The 19,695-nt window shown below is 66.6% G+C and carries 6 protein-coding genes and 1 pseudogene; all 7 read right to left on the bottom strand.

Features of this window, described 5'->3' with window-relative positions; genetic code table 11:
• Positions 1-107: 107 nt before the first annotated feature.
• Positions 108-4,139 (bottom strand): response regulator, encoded by a 4,032-nt coding sequence (locus tag IPK27_08145; GenBank protein ID MBK8067592.1) that lies wholly within the window; start codon positions 4,137-4,139, stop codon positions 108-110.
• 309 nt (positions 4,140-4,448) lie between these two features.
• A complete protein-coding gene (locus IPK27_08150; GenBank protein ID MBK8067593.1) occupies positions 4,449-12,842 on the bottom strand; it encodes an Ig-like domain repeat protein in 8,394 nt (2,797 codons plus the stop codon).
• A 14-nt stretch (positions 12,843-12,856) separates the two neighbouring features.
• The gene (locus IPK27_08155; protein ID MBK8067594.1) at positions 12,857-13,078 is read right to left on the bottom strand and encodes a hypothetical protein; all 222 of its coding nucleotides are present in this window, start codon (positions 13,076-13,078) and stop codon (positions 12,857-12,859) included.
• 116 nt (positions 13,079-13,194) lie between these two features.
• Positions 13,195-14,409: a hypothetical protein gene (locus tag IPK27_08160; GenBank protein ID MBK8067595.1), complete on the bottom strand. Its 1,215-nt coding sequence runs from the start codon at positions 14,407-14,409 to the stop codon at positions 13,195-13,197.
• Positions 14,410-14,456: 47 nt separating this feature from the next.
• Entirely contained in the window at positions 14,457-16,493 is a 2,037-nt protein-coding gene (locus IPK27_08165; protein MBK8067596.1) for a cadherin-like domain-containing protein, read from the bottom strand.
• A gap of 177 nt (positions 16,494-16,670) precedes the next feature.
• Positions 16,671-17,066: a hypothetical protein gene (locus tag IPK27_08170; GenBank protein ID MBK8067597.1), complete on the bottom strand. Its 396-nt coding sequence runs from the start codon at positions 17,064-17,066 to the stop codon at positions 16,671-16,673.
• A gap of 334 nt (positions 17,067-17,400) precedes the next feature.
• Positions 17,401-19,602 (bottom strand): annotated as a pseudogene (gene aceE, locus IPK27_08175) (pyruvate dehydrogenase (acetyl-transferring), homodimeric type).
• Between the last annotated feature and the right edge of the window lie 93 nt (positions 19,603-19,695).

Here is a 19,695-nt window from a genome sequence, read left to right on the forward strand (position 1 = left end):
GCATCGGTTTGCGCAGGGCAGCGCGCCAAGCGGCCAGCTGTGAACAGCTCCAAGCCGGCTGCCGAGCGGCGCGGCGGGCGTGACGCTCAGCGCTGGGTCGTTGACGTTCAGACCTCGCCGAACTGGGCGCGGTACAGCCGATACAGATAGCTCGGGTTGTCGAACCCACATTGGCGACCCGCTTCGGCGAGCGTCTGGCAGCTGCCACTGCTGATCAGTTCACGAACCGAGTTCAGTCGCTGCACGCGTAACCAGACGATCGGCGACAAACCGGTTAGATCAGTCACTCTTCGCCGTAGTTGTCGATCCGACAAGTGTGCAGCGTCGGACCACTCAGCGACCCCGAAGGCAGGATCGGCCATCCGCTGGCGCACGATCTGCAGGATCGGGTCGTCAAGATGGGCGATGGCGTTCGCGGGTGCAGCCGGCCGCGCTGCGGCACCCTGCTGCTGCGGCCAATAGCGTCGAATCTCGGCGATCAGCTCGGAGAGCTCGAATGGCTTCGTGATCCAGGTGACCGCGCCCGCGTCGATTCCGGCATCGCGATCCATCAGCGTTGATTTCGCCGAGATCAGGATCACCGGCAGTGCGGCAAATTCCGGCATGGCCTTCAAGGTCCGGCACAGCGCCACGCCATCCATGCCTGGCAGCTTGACGTCGCTGACCAGCACGCGCACGTCACCACGCTGCATCTCCGCCATCGCCAGCTCGGCCGTGGCCACCGTGCGCACCGCAAAGAACTCGGCCAGCCGTTCGCTCAGGTACGCCGCCAGTTCGGGGTGATCCTCGACCAGCAGAATGCCGCCATCCTGTCCTGAAGCGATCAGCGGCAGACCCGCTTCATCGGGGGTTTCCAGCACCACCTCGTCTAGGGCAATGTGCGCACTGCCGAGCGGGAGATCCAGCCAGAACACGGTACCTTCGGCGGCGTCGACCGACGTGCCGATGCGACCGCCATGCAACTCGGTCAATTCGCGCGCCAACGCCAGACCGATGCCCAGGCCTTCGCGCCCAGCGCGCGGTGGACCGTCGGCGCGAAAGAATCGATCGAACAGCGAATCGGCCAGTTCGGGGGGGTAGCCCGGCCCGCGGTCAGCCACGCCGATGTGGACGCGGTCGCCGTGCGCGTCGATATCGATGCTGACGCGAACGGCCGTATGGCTCGGCGCGTATTTCAGCGCGTTGTCCAGGAGATTGCCGAGGATGGTGGTCAGGTGATCGGCGTCGGCGTAGACCGGCAGGCTGCTGACCCCGCTGTGCAATACCACTTGCACCTGATGTTGCTCGGTGATTGGCGCAAATCCGGCGATGACCTTTTTCGCCCAGGCGACGAGGTCGATTCGGCGCACCTTGAGGCGCAACTGCCCACCCTCGGCCTGCACCAGCCCGACCAGTTGCTCGACCAGATGGCTCAGGCGCTCGGTTTGCTGCAGCGGCAATTGCAGACGTTGCCGATCAGTGGACGGAAGGCTCCGCGGGCCTTCCATCAGCTCTCGCAGCGGCAGCTTGATCAGCATCAGCGGGGTGCGCAACTCGTGGCTGACGTCCGCCAGAAGTCGGATACGGAATCGGTCGAGGGCCTGAAGCCGTGCGGTCTGCTCGGCGAGCTTGCGATTGCGAACTTCGATCTCCCCATGGGTCACCGCCAGATCGCCGTGCACTTGCGCCAGCTCAACCAGGGTGGCTTCCACACGCTCCTTTTCGGCGCTGAGTTCCTGAGTCCGCAGGCGCACCTGGGCATCGAGGTCTTTGGCACGCTGGCGCAATCGACTCACGCGCCATTGGGCCAGTCCGGCCATCAGCAGCAGGCAGCCGAGGCCCAGCAACCAGCGAAACTCGCGGGTCTCATGCCAGTAAGCGGGCACGGTGAATTCGAGTGCCACGGGATCTTGCGACCAGAAGCCGTCGCTGTTGCCGGCCACCACGTCGAGGCGATAGTGGTTTGGCGCCAGCGCCGCGAATGCGGCTACCCGGCGGGTGCCTGCATCGGTCCAGTCGCGGTCGACCGGATGCAACCGGTAGCGGAAGCGCACTTCGGCACCGGCGTGCAGATCGGCGGCGTTGTAGCGCACCTGCACCGAACGCATCCCGATTGGCAGCCGCTGTTGGTCGAGTTTGACCGGCGAGCCCTGACTGTCGACGCCATCGATGACCGCCCGCGGGGCCGAGCGCCGCAAGGGCAACTTCCCCGGATCGACGCGCACGACGCCGCGCTGCGACGGAAACCAGATGCGCCCGACGGTGTCGACGGCGGCAGCGGGCTGCACACCGCCATTGCCCTCCAGTTCGGTCAGGCCGTCGGCGAGGCCCAGGGTCAGCGGCGACAGGAAGCGGCTGCGCCCCTCCAGAAACTCGGTCAGGCCGGTACGGGTCAGGCGGAAGATGCCCTGGTTGCTGTTGACCCACAGATTGCCACTGGCGTCCTCGACCACCGCATGCGGGCTGTTCGAAGGCAAGCCAGCAGCGCGACCGATGAACCGTGCGCGACTGCCCGTGGCGTCATCAGCATCGATGCGCACCAATCCGCGACCTTCGGTGCAGCCCCACAGTGTACCGTCTCTGGCGCGGAACAGGCCGCGCACCGGCAAGCCAGCCAACAGCGCGCTCGCGACTGCATGCACGCCGCCGGCATCGATCCGCCAAAGGCCCTGGTGACTGGCCAGATGCACGCTGCCGTCCGAACCGTGCAGGATGGCGTTGACGCGTACGACACTATCCCCGGGCCCTATGCGCTGCCACTGTTCGCCATCCTGGCGCCACGCACCGGCACCGCCACCCACCCAGAGTCGATCATCGGACGCAAAGCTGAGCGCGAGGATCTGCTGCTCCTGGAGCGGCGGCGGCAGCGCGACGGGCTGGAAGCGTTCGCTGTCGGCGGCTTTGCGATACAGACCCGGGGCGAACGTCGCAGCGTAGATGCTCTGGTCGGGCGCCACGGATACCACCCAGGGGTTGAGCCCCGGCAGGCCTGACTCCAGGCCGTAGGTGCGTACCGTTCCGTCGGTTGCGACGTGCTGGAGGCCGCCACCGAGGCTGCCCAGCCACATGCTGCCGTCGCCAGCCTCGGACACTGCGTAGATGTTGTCATTGACCATCGAGTTGTCGACATTGAGCAGATCGACGCGCGTCGGGTACAGGGCGTACAGGCCGTCGCGCAGCGTGCTGACCCAGACGCTGCCGGCGCTGTCGAAATGCAGATCGCGCACTTCCCCACGACTTTTCAGCTGTGCGACCTCGCCGCGGTACAGATCTCCGTCGTGGGAGCGCCACAGCGTTCCGTCTGGTGCGAGCCAACTGCGCGAACCCGTCAGCGATGGCGGGCCGACACGCACAGCTGTGGATAAGCCGGGGTCGACGCGATACAAGCCGAGATCGGAACCGACCCAGATGCCGGTATTCGGGTCGGCGCGCATTTGCACCACGATGATTCGGTTGCCGTCGGGGGTCGTTACCGGGTCACCGCCGTCGGCCGTTACCCGCAGCAGATCGAGATCGGTGGCCAACAGCAGTTCACCGGCGTCGGTGGCGACGGCGAGCGGCGTTTCCGCCAGCCTGGGCCGCAGCACCAGATCGGGATCGGCGTAGACCAGGCGATGACCGTTGGCGTCATCGAGGTACACGCCCTCATGGTGGACCACCAGCCACAGCGCGCCGTCGCCCGCACTGAGCGCAAGTGCGACCTGGCCAGGCGAGGCGAATTGTTTGCGCAGAGAGAACTTGCCCTGGCCGTCCGGACAGAACCAGCCGCGATTCAGCGTCAGGCAGAGGGTCGACGGATCAACATAATGAATGGGGGATTCAGGATCTGCGGAATCCGGGCGGATGCGTGTGATCCCGGACGAATGCACGGCGAGGAGTTCACCGCGTGAAGACAGGGCATACACGCGCCGCGCGGAATCAGCATGCAGCGAATTGATCCGGTTGCCCGACATGTCGGGATTGCTGGCGGCGTCGTAGACGGTGAACTCGCGACCGTCGAAGCGTGCCAGGCCGTCGTGCGTCGCTACCCACAGGAATCCGTCGGCGTCGATGCGTGCCGCGCTGGCGCTGGCCACCGGCAGGCCCTCGGTGGAACTCAGATGGCGGACCACCATCGGTCGACCCAACGCCCCGGAGCAGACCAGCAGCGATCCAAGCATCAGGCCGATCCGATCTCGTGGGCCGAAGCACCGCATTCAAAACCTGGTCATCTGCAGAGCGGCCGATCATGCCATAGGGGTCAAAGGCCCACGGAAAGCGCAACGCTCGGTCCTGCCCAGTGAACGCAACGGCGCTGCGAACACCCGGCAACGGGGTGGGATTTCGTTGGTCGGTGTGCGGCGAAGTCGTTCCCCGGCGGCGCTTGAGGCGAGCACCCGGTGTACGCGATGGAGCCGCGTACACCGGGCTGCGGGACAGGCTTTCGTAGGCCAGGGTTCGGCGAAGGCGTTCCACGGCGCTGCGGCCGCTCAGCGCAGCGCCGCCGTCTCCACCAGCCAGCCCGCCGCCGTCTGCCGCGCGGTCCAGCTCAGGCTCGGCTCGCCGGGCAGCGCCGTCCACGCGCCGAGGCGCAGGCGGCCGTTGCCGGCGCGCTGCGCCACCGCGTACTGGATCGTGGCCTCGTTCAGTCGCGCGTAGACACGCACCGCCTCGCCCTGCGCGTCTCGCAGGCGGAATGCGACGCTGGCTTCGTCGCCAAGCGAGCGCCCGAGGGCCAGCGCCGGGATGCGCACGCTGCCGGTGGGCGCGTTCACCTGCGGGTCCTCGAAGCCATTGGCGAACAGCCCGTCGAGCAAATCGGTGTCGGTCGCGCTGTTGTTGCCCAGCACCGGATCCTCGATGGTGGTGTCCGCCGGCAGGGTGATCGCCGCGGTGTTGGCGATGCTCGCCGGGCTGCCGTCCACGTTGCCGTAGAAGGTCAAGTTCAGCAGGCCGCCGACCGGGAAGCTGGCGATGGTGACATCCAGGTTGCCCGTGCCGCCGGTCACCGGACAGGCCACACCACCAGAGGCGTCGCAGGTCCAGGTCACGTCGATCAGGCCGGCCGGGATGGCGTCGGTGATGCGGATATTCGCCGCCGCGTCCGGCCCAAGGTTGCGCACGATCACCGAGTAGACCAGCAGATCGCCGGGCTCGTAAGTCGGCACGCCGTCGCTCTTGGTCAGCGACAGATCCGACAACGCATACACCAAGGTCTGCGCATTGCCCGCGCCGCTGCTGCTCGAGCCGCTGAAGTTGCCATCGCCGGCGTAACTGGCGCTCACCGTGCGGTTGCCGAGGGCGTCGAAGCTCAGGTCGCAAGCGGTCGCCGGCAGCGTGGCCGTGCAGCTGGCCGATCCGCTGCTCAGGGTCACCGTACCGGTCGGCGTGCCCGCACCCGGCGCGTTGACGCTGAGGGCGAAGCTGAAGCTCGTCGGCTGGTTGATCCGGCTACGGGTCGGGCCGGTGACGCTGATGCTGGTGCTGGCCGGATCGACCTGGTGGCTGGTGGTGCCGCTGCTGTCGCCGAAGGCCGTGGTCGCGGCGGTGTAGCTCGCGGTCAGGGTCTTGGCGCCGGCGGTGGTGCTGGTCAGGGCGCAGCTCGCCGTCGCGTTCGGCGCGGTGCCTGCCGTCAGCGTCACCGGACCGCAGCTCGCGCTGCCGTCGCTGATGGTCACCGTGCCGCTGGGCGACAGCGTCTGCGCCGCCACCGTGACGCTCACCGTGTACGGCTGGCCGACCACGGACGGATCGGGCAGGTCGGAGGTGATCGTGGTCGTGGTCGGCTGCTGGTCGTCGTCCTCGATGGTGCCGGTGCCGGTCAGCATGCCTGGCGTGGCATTGGCGATGCCGGTCAGCTCGACGCTGAAGGTCTCGTTGCCTTCGAAGGTGGTGTTGCCGTTGATCGTCACCGGAATGGTCAGGCTGCTATCGCCGGCCGGAATGGTCAGGCTGCCGGACGGGATGGCCACGTAGTCGTTGTCCGCCACCGTCGCGCTGCCATCGGCCGTGGCCCGCGTGAAGCTCACATCGCGACCGGAGACCGCCGACAGGCTGACCGTGAAGGTCATCGTGCTGGTGCCGGCATCGCCTTCAGGCTGGCTCGGGCTGGTGATCGACAGCGTCGGCGTGGCGTCATCGTCGAGGATGGTGCCGGTGGCCACCGCGGTACCGAGCGTCACGTCGCCGGTGGCGGTCAGGCCCGAGAGCGTCAGCGTGTAGGTCTCGTCGTCCTCGTCCAGCGCGTCGCTGGCGATGGCCACGTTGACCGTTTGCGCGGTGGTGCTGCTGGCCGGGAAGCTGACCGTGGCGCCGCTGATCGGCGTGTAGTCGGCCGCGGTCGCGGTGCCGTTGGCGCTGTTCAGCGTCAGGGTCACGCCCGAAGCCACCGGGTTGCTCAGGGTCACGCTGAAGGCCATCGGGGTGCTGCCTTCCAACTGGCTGAGCGCCGCCGGCGCGAAGTTCACCACCGCGCTGTCGTTGTCCGTGATGGCCACGCTGATCGCCGGCAGCGCCTGGCTGTAGTTCGGGTCGCTGCTGGTGACCGACTGGTTGATGCTCGCGGTGTGCGGGCCTTCGACCACACTGTCGTCGGTGGCGGTGACGGTCACGGTCTGCGGCACGTTCCAGTTGGCCGGTGTGAAGGTCAGGCCCGGCGGCGCCAGGCTGATCTGGGCGGTGGTCGACAGCACCACAGTCACATTGCCCGTCGGCTCGCTCTGCAGCACCACGGTGTAGCTGTCGGTGGCAGCGCCCTCGGTCACGGCGGTGTTGCCGCCGGACTCGGTCACGGTCACGCCGGCAGTGTCGTTGTCTGTGACCTGGACGCTGACTGCGGGCACCACGAAGTTGTTGTAGTTGCTGTCGCCGCTGGTGACCGCAAAGCTCACCGAACCGGTGTGCGGGCTGGCTTCGTCGATGTCGTCGTCGATGGCCGTCACGGTCACCGGTTGCGGCGTGTCCCAGTTGGCGCTGGTGAAGGTCAGCGAGGATGGCGTCGTCGTCACCTGGCTGCCGGTCAGCGCGATGCTCACGTCGGCCGTCGGCTGGCTGGTCAGCACCACCGTGTAGCTGTCCGTAGCGCCGCCCTCGGTGACGGCGGTGCCGCCGCTCTCGGTGATGGTCACGCCCGGGGTGTCGTTGTCGGTGATGCTGACGGTGGTCGCTGCGCGGCCGAGGGTGATGTTGGGCGTGACGAAGCCATTGCCCAAGGTCAGGTCGAAGGCCTCGCCAGCCTCGCTGATCGCGTCGTCGATCAGGTTGGCGGTCGCGTTCAGCGCCGCGCCGTTCAGCGCGCCAGCGGGGAAGCTCAGGCTGCTGGTCGCCAGCGTGAAGTCCTCGGGCTCGGTCGCGGTGCCTTCGGTGAAGCCCACCGGCACCACGATGGCGTTCTGCAGGCTCGGCGTGCCAACGCCATCGGCGGTCAGGGTCAGGACCACCGGCTTGCTGAAGCTGCCGGCACCTTCGCTGACCGTGTCATTGGCCGGCGCAAACGCCACCTGCGCCAGATCGTTGTCGGCAATGCTGACCGACTGCGTGCCGCTGGCGCTGAGCGCGCCTGCGCCGGTGACCGCGCCGAAGCCGAGCGTGAAGGTCTCGACGTTCTCGATCAGCACGTCGTTGGCGATGCTGACCGAGATCGGCTGGTCAACCGGCGACGGCGCATTCGCCGCAAACACCAGGCTGCCGGTGCTGCGGGTGTAGTCGGCCGGGGTCGCTGCGCTGCCCGCGGTGTCGCTGAGGGCCACACTGACGGCGGCTTCGGAGGCCAGCGGACCGGTACCCGTCCCGCTGATCGTCAGGCGTCCGGTAGCCCCGTAGGTGCCCGCCGACTCGCTGGTGCTGCCGGTGGGCGCGGTGAACGCGATTGCGCCCGACTCGTCGTCGGTCAGGGTCAGCACATGCGTGCCGCTGACCGTGCCGGGGCTGCCGACCAGACCGAAATTCAGCGTGCCGGTTTCGTCGCCTTCGAGGAGGCGGTCATTGATGAGCGTCAGGCTGATCGGCAGGATGGCGTTGTGGGCGCTGCCGGCCGCAAAGGTCACCTGGGCCCTATCCAGGCTGAGGTCGGCCAGCTCGGCACTGCCAAGCACCAGGAACACGTTCGCCGACATGTCGGTCGCGATGGTGCCGCCCGGGGTGCCGTTGGCCACGAGGTTGAGGCGTGCGTTGACCACGTGCGTGCCGGCAGTCTCGCTGACACTGCTGCTCGCGAGGGCGAAGGTGATTTCCCGCGTGTCGTTCTCGCCGATGCTGACCGCGACATCCGCCGGATCGATCGCAGCATAGAAGGGATCGCTGCTGGCCGCGGCCTGCACGATGGTGGTGCCGTGCGGATTGGCTTCGATCACGGTGTCGTCGACCGCCACCACCGGAACCGTGATCGCCAGGTTCCAGTTACCCGGCGTGAACAGCAGCGACACTGTACCGTCCGTATCGCCGTTGACGACGACCTGGGCCGGATCGAAGGTGAGGTTGACGGTGACGTCCGCCGTCGGCTGGCTGTTCAGCACCACCGAGTAGCTGTCGTTGGCACCGCCTTCGACCACGCTCGTGTTGCCGCCGCTCTCGGTGACGGTGATCCCCGGGGTGTCGTTGTCGGTGATCGTGACCACGTGGGTGCCGGACGCAGTGCCGCTGCCGGTGACCGCGCCAAAGCCGAGTGTGAAGGTCTCATCGGACTCGGTGATGATGTCGTCGACGATGGCGATCGCGATCGGCTGGGTGGCGGCACTCTGAGCGGCCGCGGCAAAGACCACGCTGGTGGTCGACAGGGTGTAATCCGCCGGGGTGGCCGTTCCCGGCGACTGTGTGACCGCGACGGTCAGCGGCGACGCCAGCGACGCCGTGCCGCTGCCCACGGCCGTGATCGTCAGCAGGGCATTGACGCTGTGCGGCGTGGTGGCTTCGCCGACGGTACTGGTCGGCGCCTGGAAACTCACCACCGCCGTGTCGTTGTCGGTGATCGTCAGCGTGGCGCCCGGACCGGACGCGCTGATCGCGCCGGTGGTTCCGCCGAGGCTGGCGGTGAAGTTCTCGGTGCCTTCCACCAGGACATCCTCGCCGATGCTCACCGGTGCGCTTTGGGTCGCGCCGTTGGCGGATCCCGCGCTGAAGTTCACGGTCGCGGTGTTGCTCGGTCCGCTGAAGGAGAAGTCGCCGGTGCCGCCGCCGTAGCTGGCAGTGCCATCGACCAGGTTGATCTGGACGCTGGCGGCGCCCTCCAGCGTGTTGCCGGCGCCGGTGTTCAGGGTGACGGTCAGCGGCGTGCTGCCCGCCGACTCACTCACGCTTGCGTTGCCGCTGAGCGTGACCGTGGCCGATTGCGCGTCGGTGATCGTGCCGGAGAACGGGGTCGGCGACACACTGGTCCCAAGCGGCGCGCCGGTGATCGACAGCGTCAGCGAGTAGCTCTCGTTGCCCTCGACCAGGGTGTCGACATTGTGCGCGGCCGTCACCGCAACGGTGGCGAGGTCGACCGAGTTGGTGAACGAGACACTCGGCGTGAACGCGCCCAGATCGGCCGCTTCCGCGCTTACCAGGGTCTGGCCGATGCTGGCGTCGATGGTGCCTTCAAGGGTTGGCGTTCCGCCAGCCGGGGAGGCCGTGATGTCAAGGCGCACCGTGGTGATGTTGTTCGCGCCCTCGGCAGCACTGGCGCTGGCCGGCACCCATTCGAGCACTGCCGACTCGTCGTCGACGATGCTTACCGGCAAGTTGTTGCCGGCATTGCCATCGATACGGGCGGTGATGCCATGGTAGATCGCGTCGGCGCTGGTGAATGCATGGACCAGGTTGCCGCTGTGGTTGCCTTCCAGCGCACGATCGTTGACCGCGGCCACGGAGATGACCTGCGGCGTATTCCAGTTGGCCGTGGTGAAGCTGATGTCGAAGATGCCATCGGTATCGCCGTTGACGCTGAGGTCGCTGGCGGGGAAGGCGATGGCGACGTTGACCGTGGCGGCGGGCTGGCTGTCGAGCACGATGGTGTAGGTATCGGTGCTGCCCGATTCGCTGACGGCGGTGCTGCCGGCCGTCTGCGCGATGCCGACGCCGGCGGTGTCGTTGTCGGCCACATTGACCGTGACATCGGCCACCACAAGGTTGTTGAAGCGCGACTGGGCACTGCTGGTGTTGGCGCTGACGATGGTGACGGCTTCGGGATCGACCTCGTCGATGCCGTCATCGACTGCGCGCACGGCCACGCTGACGCCCGTGGTGGCGTTGGCCGGGGTCAGGGTGACAGTCTGCGGCGACGCGCCAAAGCCGCTGCCCGCGTTGACCTGGACATCGGTGCCGAAGGTCAGCTCGATGGTGACGTTCGAGGTCGGCGTCTGGTTCAACGACACGCTGAAGTTGTCGCTGGTCGGTCCGGTTTCGGACACGGCGAGCGTGGTCGGCGTGACGGTGACTTCGGGCGCCTCCTCGAACAGGTAGGCGGCGCCGACGCCATTGCCCGCGGCGTCATGCAGCGGTGCGCCAACGGCGAAGATGCCGTTGGCCATCGCCAGCGTTCCACCGAATTCGTCGTTGGCGAGCAGGTCGGCGGGCAGTGCGATGGCGCTTTCGCTGAAACTGCTGCCGCTGCGCGAGAAGACGTAAGCACTGCCGGCGCGCCCGTTGGTCGCAGGAGCGCCGACCAGAAGGCGGGTGTCGTCGAGGTCGACTTCAAACCCGAACTGACCCGGCGAGCCACTCGGTGAGAGGGTCTGCACATTGGTGTAGCCGGGGCCGGTGAACACATGCACCGCGCCGCTGGTGGCTGGGGACGCGGTGGGCGCGCCGACGGCCAGACGTCCGTTGAAAATCGAAATGCTGTTGCCAAAGAACCGCGTGGCAGGTGTCGGATTGGCCAGGCTGACGACACTGGCGAACGTGGCGCCGCTGAACACCCACGCCGCGCCCTCGTTCGCATTCAGGAAGAGCGCCCCGACCGCGATGCTCTCATCGTTGGCGGTGCCGGCGGCTGGCTCGTCAACGGACACGCTATAGCCGGCGCCCGCGCCCGGCGTCAGGCCCGGGATCGGCAGCGCAATCGCTCCCGTCATGAAGGTCAGGTCACGGTAGGCGTAGACCGCCCCGGTGTTTGAATTCTCGCCAGTGGCACTGACCGTGAGCACATCACCCATCAGGTCAACGCGATTGCCGAAGAAGGCATTCGCCGATGGGCTCGGCGCCGTCCGCTCCAGCGTCTGGACCCATTCGGTTCCATTGAACAAGAACACATAGGCGGCGCCCGCGTCGTTGGTGGCGGTCGGGAAACCATCGAAAGTGGGGGCGCCGACAACCAGGCGATTTCCGTCCACGCTGATTCCCTGCCCAAAATGATCGCCAGCGGCCCCGTACAGCGCTGTCAACTTGCTGTGCGGCGTCCAGATGCCGGCATTGTTGCGGTACATGTAGACCGCGCCCGCATCGGCACCCTTCGCGTTGTCATCACCCTCCACGCCGACGGCAAGCCATTGACTGCTCATGGCGGTTCGATCACTGAATTGCTGGTTCAGCGACAGGGTGGGCAAGTCTTCCAGCGCATTCACCGGTGTGGCCGCCGTGTCGACGGCCCAAGTGACGCCCGGCTTGTTCAGCGAGGTCAGCGAGCCGGCGCGCGGCACCTGGCCGAGGCGTGTTCCCGGCGCGCTGACTACCGCCAGCGTACCGGCCATGGCAACGGACCGACCGTACTGGTGTCCGGCAGCTGCACCGGTCTGCGCCAGGTTGATGGTGTTGGTGGCCCAGATCGAGCCGTTGTAGGCATAGGTATTCGCTTGCCCGGCCGACGCCTGTGCGGACACCGCTTGCGAGGGCCGGCCGGCAATCGCGTTGTCGCCATCGAGCGCAACGCTGTAGCCCTGGTGCCCATTCACGTTGCCAGCGGCCGCGGAAGCATGGCTGAAGTTGAGCGTGCCATCGTTGAAGAATGCGACCGAGCCGGTATCGACGAAGCCGCTGTTGTCGGACAGTGGTGCGCCTACCAGCGAGCGCGAAGCCGAATCCGCGGCCCCGGGATTGGAGTCCCAGATCGCGACACTTTGACCGAAGCCCATGCCGGATTCGGCGATAGCCGGCGACAGCGTGTGCTTGAGACCGAAGGCATTGGAACCGCCGAGGTCCTGGCGAAAGACAAATGCCTGTCCGATCCGGTCGCCGCTTGGATTGGACGCGTACGGCGCGCCGATGATCAGGTACTCACCGGACACGTCGACCGAGGCGCCGAAGGCGTTGCCCAAGTTGCCGACCTTGGGCAGCGCAGCCGCGCCCCAGGCATTGGTGCCGCCGTTGTTGCGCGATCGGATGGACACCGAGCCGTCGTTGGTCACCCCATCATTCGGCTCGCCAATGGCCGCGATGTCGCCGAAAAGCGCCACGGCGGCGCCAAACCGGCCGTCTGTCTCGGCGCCCGGTGGATCGATGGTGACGGTGGTGAAGCTGAACCCGGTGGACGATGCGTCCGTGTCCGAAAAGATGAAGGCGCGGCCCTGGTTGACCTGCGCGGCATCCCACTGTGGGGCGCCGACGATCACGGTCACCAGTCCGCCCGCCTCATAGATATCGACATCCGAGCCGAAGCCGCTGCCGGCCTGTTCCGTCGGCGGCGCGAGCTTGCGCCGGAACACCCAGGCACCTGCGACGCGTTCGTAGATGGACACCGAACCGCTGCGCGCCGGACCATTCGGCGAACCGACCGCCATCCAGGTCTGGTGCATGGCCACCGATTCACCCATGCGCTCATCCGGGACATTCAGCGGTACGTCGACCGTGAAGTCGGAGGGCAGGGCCTTCTGGATCTGGACCACGGCCGCGGACAAAGGCGCCGCGGGCAGCAGCAACAGGCCACAGGCCAGGCCGAGGGTGCGCAAGGACTTGTTTGAGCGAAGGCTGTTCATGGTTTTCCTCCGGCTCAGTTGAACGGGAACGCGGCGGGCAGGGTTGGGTCGGTACACGTGGCGCTGGTGATGTTGTTCAGCACTCCCACCGATGACGAAATGCCAAGCGTGTTGTTGGCATTCAGGTAGTTCTGCGCGTTCACATCGCCGGTACCGCTCATGCCCTCCAGCCGCAAGATGGTGGAGCTGATGTAGTAGAGGTCGATGGCGGGCAATCCGCTGCTGCCGGCTGCCACCTGGTTGTTGCGGATGTCGAAACAGGCGCGGTTGAAATTGGCAGATCCGGAATCGAAAGTCAGGTCGACCGTGCGCCAGAAGGCCTTGGTGGGCGAAATCGGGAACTGGCTGTTGGTCAGGGTGATCTGGGCGTTCGCATCGCTGCCGCTGATCGCGCCATTGCCGGAGAAGTAGAACGATGAGCCCGCGGTGCCGCGGGCGTCCGCACATTGTTGAACGAGAGGATCAGGTCGTAGTTGGTGGTGCCGGAACCGCCGGTGTTGGCACCGTCCGAGAAGATGCCGACGGCATCGCCTTCGTGCGCGTTGTAGATATAGAGGTCGCTGACCACGCCGTTGGTGGTGGTGAAATCACCGCCTTCGATCTCGACGATTCCGAGGGCGAACTCGCCGGTGTAGTTGCGGATGTCGTTCGAGAACAGCCGGAAATTCAGGGTGCTGTTGCCCTGGGCATTGCGCAGGCTGATCGCGACCTCGCCATTGTTGGTATTCGAAGGGCCAGCGTAGGGTTCCGCGGTAAAGGCACTGGAGACGACAGCGAGGTCCATGCGTGCCCCGCTGTTGCCTTCCGGATTGGCGGTCAGGGCGATGCCGTCGATATCCTCGAAAACCGCATTCTGGATGAAGGCATTGATCCGCGCGGTGCCGTCCGCGCGCAACAGGATGCCGTTACCATTGCAGTTGCCGCCACCGCAGGCCGTCGTCGTGATGTTGTTGCGCAGGGTCATGTTGGTCCAACGGAAATCCAGGTTTCCGCTGAAGTTCTCCAGGTACAAACCGTTGTCGGTGAAGTTCTGGATGATGCTGTTGTTGATATCGAGGGTGCCACTGACCTGAGCGCCGGAGACGGCGCCCTCACGGAAATTGAAAACGTGCTCGTTGTCGGCGTTGCCAATATTGTTGAAATCGACGTTCGAGAAGATGTTGTTGGTGCCGGTGATCCCGGTGCCGGTCACGCCATGCCCGCCGGTCCCGTTGACGATGACGTCGGTCGCCCGGAAATCCTGGATGTTGGTCAGGTCGAAGGCGTTGTCGACAATATTGGTGAAGGTGCCGCCGAGTCCGTCGCTGTGCACATTGACGAAATTGAGATCGCCCATGATCGTGAAATCGCCGGTGTTGTTGCTCAAGCGCACACCGTCCAGGGCCCCATTGATGTCGAGTTCCTGGATGTTCGCGGAAATGCTCGAGTTGGCGATCTCGACACCGGCAGTCGTCTTGGCGCCCAGGTTGACCAGAGTCTCGACCAGCAACAGGCCGCTGGTCCGGTTGAGATTGATGCCGTGAGTACCCGCGCCAGTGCTGGTGATCGTGGCGAATGTCAGGACCACTTCATGCAGGGTGGCGTGATTGACGACCAACGCTGTCGCATTGCCCGTCACATCCAGAAGACAGTGGTCACGCGGCCCGGGCTGGCATTGGCGTAATTGATGTTCAGAGCGGTCGCGGCATTGGTGTAGATCGCGACATTGCCCAGGTTGACCCTGCCGGTGTTGCCGCCAAGCGCGACGGGCGTGGTGGCGAAGCGGGCGCCGGCAGTGCCGAGGTTGAGATTTGTGAAGGTGACATTGCGGGCATTGTTGTTGATGACGACCCCACCCGATGCGTTGCTGCCAGTCACCGCCAGACCGACGATGTTGACTGCAGGGCCGGCATTCGCCTTGTTGATGGTTCCGCCGTAGGTGAAGTTGAGCGCATTGGTACCGGCGCCGTTGACCAGGTTCACCACGGCATTGCTGGCACCGGCGGTGCTGTTGAGCGTGCCGGCGGCCGCGGTCACGGTGCCGGCGCAGCCATCGAAGGACACGCCATTGCTGCCGCCGGCCGCCGTCAGCGTGGCCAGCGCCAGATTCGCGGTGCCGCCGGTGCAGACCACCGCGGGGCCCGCGCTGGTGGTGATCGCACTGGTGTTGTTGCTGACGGTCAGGGCTGCGTTGGTCAGTGAGATGCCGACGGTGCCGCCGGTCGAGGTCAGCGTGGCCAGTTGCAGCAGGAAGTCGCTGGCGGAGGCGCTGTTGACGCGGATGGCCTCGGTGGTCGGACTGCTGATGGTCGTGGTGCCGGTGACGATGACGTCGTTGTTGCCCACCGGGCTGTCCACGCTGATGCCGCGCGCGTTGCTGCTGGTCGATGACAGTGTGGTGAAGGTGGCATTCGCCACGAGATTCACGTTTTCCAGGTACAACGCCGGGCCGTCGGTGGACGTCAGCACGCTGTTGGTGCCGTCGATGCGCAGACGACCACCGTCAGAGCTGAAGGCCTGGGTGTCGGTGCTGGTCGCATCGGCGAGCACACCTTCGGCGAAGATCACTCGCGATGTCGCATTGTTGCCCTGAAGCCGGATCAGCGGTTCACTCGCGGCGCCGCCGTTCAGATCGACACCTGCCAGGGTCACGGTTCCGGCGGCGCCCTGCGTGGTGATGGCCAGTCCGCGGGTGTTGCTGCTGCTGAGATCGCTGGCGCTGTCGAAGGTGATCGTGCCACTGTTGTCCGAGACATTCAGCACGTAGCCGCCGGTGAAGGCGGACACAGTGGTTCCGAACAGACTGACTGCGGCCGCGTTGTTGAGGAAGGACAGGGCTGATCCGGTCGCCTGGGTAGCGCCAGTGATGGCGACGCCCTGGATCGTGATCACGCCCGCGCTGTTGATGAACTCGATCGCACCGCTGGCTCCGGCGGCAGAAGCAATGCCAATGCCCTCCAGCGTGAAGCCGCCGGCCCCGTTGCCGGAAATGGCCTTGCCGCCGGAATTGGCGATATTGAACTCGCGGACACGGCCGCCAGCGCCGAACAACTCGATCAAGGGGAAGCTGTTGCCGGACGAAATCAGCGGCCGGGTGCCTGGCGGAACATCGTTGGCGGTGCCGACCAGATCGAGGCCCGCCGCCTCGCCAAACAGCTTCTGCCCGGGTTCCAGGTCGAAGGTCACATCGTAGGTGCCGGCAAACACGAAAATGGTGTCGCCGTTGGCGTCCATATCGCCGACGCCGGAAGCGCCGTTGAGCGGGGCGAAGCTGTTGAACGGCGCCGAGCGCGTTCCGTTGCCGCCCGCCGGTGCGCTGTCGTCGACGAACCAGACGGTTTCGCCACTCACGTCGATGCTGACCAGAGCAGTGCTCGCGCCGGTGGCGTCGCGCACGGTGTACTGGAAGCTGTCGACGCCGCGGAAGCCCGGCACCGGCTGGTAGCTGAAGCTGCCGTCGGCGGCGACGATCACGCGCCCGCCAAACTGGCTGAACTCGTCGCTGGACTCGAGCCGGTGAGTCGTTGCATTGAAGCCGGTGTCGTTGGCCAGCAGGCCGGAACCGACGGGCACGCTCAACGAGGCATTGACGTTGACACTGTAGCTGTCATTGGCAACCGTGGGCGCCGCGCCGGCGGTGGACGCGGCAGCGCACGCAAGCGCCGCAGCCAACCAGTGAGAGGACCTGAAGACCGGTGCGGGCATACGCGAACTCCCAGTGCCGCGGGCGTGGCGATACACGTCCACGCGGCGCAATCAGTTGTCGATTTCACGGTTCGGGCCCCGGCCCTACCGCTCGTCGGACAATACGCCGAATACGTGTCAATGGGAGTACGCACTCTTGCGAATTCAGCGCAGCCAGGGCGCGTCAGGCTCGCGGTTGTTCCAGCCCAGTTGCGCGGCGGCCGCGCCCAGCACCTTCGACTCGATGCACCCATCCTGGTGCAATGCGCGCAGCGCCGCGAACGCGATCGCGGACGCATCCACCTCGAAGAAATCGCGCAGTCCGGCACGGGTGTCGCTGCGGCCAAAGCCGTCGGTGCCGAGCGTGACGTAGCGCCGCGGCACCGCGGCGCGGATCAGTTCCGGCAATGCGCGCAGATAGTCGCTGGCGGCGATCACCGGCCCGGAGGTTGCCGCGAGCTGGCGCGAGACATAGGCCACCGGCGCCGGCTCGTCCCAGCGCACGCGCGCCAGACGCTCGCAGTCGATCGCATCGCGGTGCAGTTCGGTCCCGCTGGTCACGCTCCACACCTGGGCGTCGACGCCGAGCTCCGCGAGGAGGTCCGCGGCTTTCAGGGCCTGCGGAAGGATGGCGCCGGAGGCGAGGAGCTGAACCTGGGGACGGCGGGATTCGGGAATGGGGAACGGGGAATCGGTGGCGGAACGCGCACGACGCCCCTTCAGCTTCCCAGGCCTTCGCCTATTCCCGGATGCGTTGTTGCGGGCCTAACTGCGCAGGAAGCCGCTTGCGCCGCGAAGCCGTCCGCAACACTCGTAGCTCCCGATCGGTCAGACCCGCAAGAAGGTGGGCCGCCGCGCCACCAATTCCCCATTCCCGAGTCCCGAGCCCCGGGCTCACGCAGTACATCCCCCTCAGCACGCCCTCCCGCACGCCCGCCGGCATCGACGGCTGCGGGTAGTTCTCGTTGCCAACGGTCAGGTAATAGAAGACGTCGTTCTGCTCGCCGAGCATCTCCTCGATGCCGCGCTGCACGATCAGGGCCACCTCGTAGGCGAAGGCCGGGTCGTAGGCGCGGCAGTTCGGCACGCCGGCGAAGCCGAGATGGCTGGCGCCGTCCTGGTGCTGCAGGCCCTCGCCGCCGAGGGTGGTGCGGCCGCTGGTGGCGCCGAGCAGGAAACCACGCGCACGCTGGTCGGCCGCGGCCCAGATCAGATCGCCGACGCGCTGCCAGCCGAACATCGAGTAATAGATGTAGCAGGGCAGCATCGGCAGGTCGTGGGTCGAATAACTCGTCGCCGCAGCGATCCACGAGCTGATCGCACCGGCTTCGCTGATGCCCTCCTCCAGGATCTGGCCGCTTTTCTCCTCGCGGTAGTAGAGCATCGAGCCGAGGTCCTCGGGCTCGTACTGCTGGCCGTGCGGCGCGTAGATGCCGACCTGGCGGAACAGGCTGGCCATACCGAAGGTGCGCGCCTCGTCGGCGACGATTGGCACCACGCGCGGGCCGAGCGCTGCGTCCTTCAGCAGGTTGCCGAGCATGCGCACCACCGCCATCGTGGTCGACATCTCCTTGGCCTCGGCCTCCAGCGCAAACTTCGCGAAGGACTCCACCGCGGGCACCGGCAGCTTCTCGCTGCTGCGCGCCCGGCGGCGCGGAAGCTGGCCGCCGAGTGCCGCGCGGCGCGCGTGCAGGTAGCGCATTTCCGGGCTGTCCTCGGCCGGCTTGTAGAAGCGCAACTGCTCGACCTCGGCATCCGCCAGCGGCAGCCCGAAGCGGTCGCGGAAGGCACGCAGCTCGTCGATGTCGAGCTTCTTCTGCTGGTGGGTGGTCATGCGGCCCTGGCCGGCCTTGCCCATGCCGAAGCCCTTCATGGTCTTGGCCAGCACTACGGTCGGTTGGCCCTTGTGCGCCAGTGCGTGGGCATAGGCCGCGTGCAGCTTGCGCGCATCGTGGCCGCCGCGTTTCAGACGATCGATGTCGCCGTCCGACAGGCCCTCGACCAGCCCCGCGAGCTCCGCGTTCTGGCCGAAAAAGCGCTCGCGGTTGTAGGCGCCGTCGTTGGCGGAGAAGGTCTGGAACTGGCCGTCGACGGTGTGCGCGAAGGCGCGCAGCAGCTCGCCGCCGGTGTCGCGCGCGAACAGCGCGTCCCAATCGGAGCCCCACAGCACCTTGATCACGTTCCAGCCAGCGCCGGTGAACAGCGCCTCCAGCTCATCGATCACCCGGCTGTTGCCGCGCACCGGACCGTCGAGGCGCTGCAGATTGCAGTTGATGACGAAGGTCAGGTTGTCCAGCCGCTCACGCGCGGCGAGCGAGAGCGCGCCGATCGATTCGGGCTCGTCCATCTCGCCATCGCCGAAGAAGCCCCAGACGCGCCGGCCGTGGGTGGTCGCAAGACCCCGATGTTCGAGATAGCGCAGGAAGCGCGCCTGGTAGATCGCGCTGATCGGACCCAGGCCCATCGAGCCGGTCGGGAACTGCCAGAAATCCGGCATCAGCCAGGGATGCGGGTAGGAACACAGGCCGGGCGCGCCGATCTCGCGACGGTACCGCGCGAGCCGTTCCTCCGGCAGGAAGCCTTCGAGGTACGCACGCGCGTAAACACCAGGTGAGGAGTGCGGCTGGAAGTACACCAGGTCCGCGCCGTCCGGGTGGCCGGCGGCCTTGAAGAAATGGTGGAAGCCCACCTCGAACAAATCGGCCGCTGACGCATAGCTGGCAATATGCCCGCCTAGTTCGCCGGCCTCGGTATTGGCGCGCACCACCATCGCCAGCGCGTTCCAGCGCATCGCCGCGCCCAAGCGAGCTTCCAGTTCCAGATCGCCGGGGTAGGGCGGCTGCGCCGTGTGCGCAATGGTATTGCAGTAGGGCGTGATGCGCGCGCGGGCCGACTGCACGCCGCGCGTGAGGGCGTGGTCGGCCAGTCGATCGTAGAGGTACTGCGCGCGCTCCTTGCCGTCAATGTGGACGACCGCGTCGAGGGCCTCCAGCCATTCGCGCGTTTCCTCGGGATCGGCGTCCGCGACGGTCGGCGTCACCGCCAGCACACGTTCGGCGGCACGGGGAAAATCGCGGTCGTTTTCGGGGAGGGACATGCTGCACAGGCTCGACGGAAGCTGGGCGCGAAGACTAGGCTGGAATGGGCCACGGCGGCAGTCTCGCCGAATTCCCTTCGGTCGGCATCCGTG

It is taken from the genome of Rhodanobacteraceae bacterium (assembly GCA_016713135.1).
Taxonomy (GTDB): domain Bacteria; phylum Pseudomonadota; class Gammaproteobacteria; order Xanthomonadales; family SZUA-5; genus JADKFD01.

What these genes read in the sequence shown, in the direction of transcription:
- IPK27_08145 (MBK8067592.1), bottom strand. Translation starts at nt 4,139, where the DNA reads ATGCTTGGATCGCTGCTGGTCTGCTCCGGGGCGTTGGGTCGACCGATG.
- IPK27_08150 (MBK8067593.1), bottom strand. Translation starts at nt 12,842, where the DNA reads ATGAACAGCCTTCGCTCAAACAAGTCCTTGCGCACCCTCGGCCTGGCC.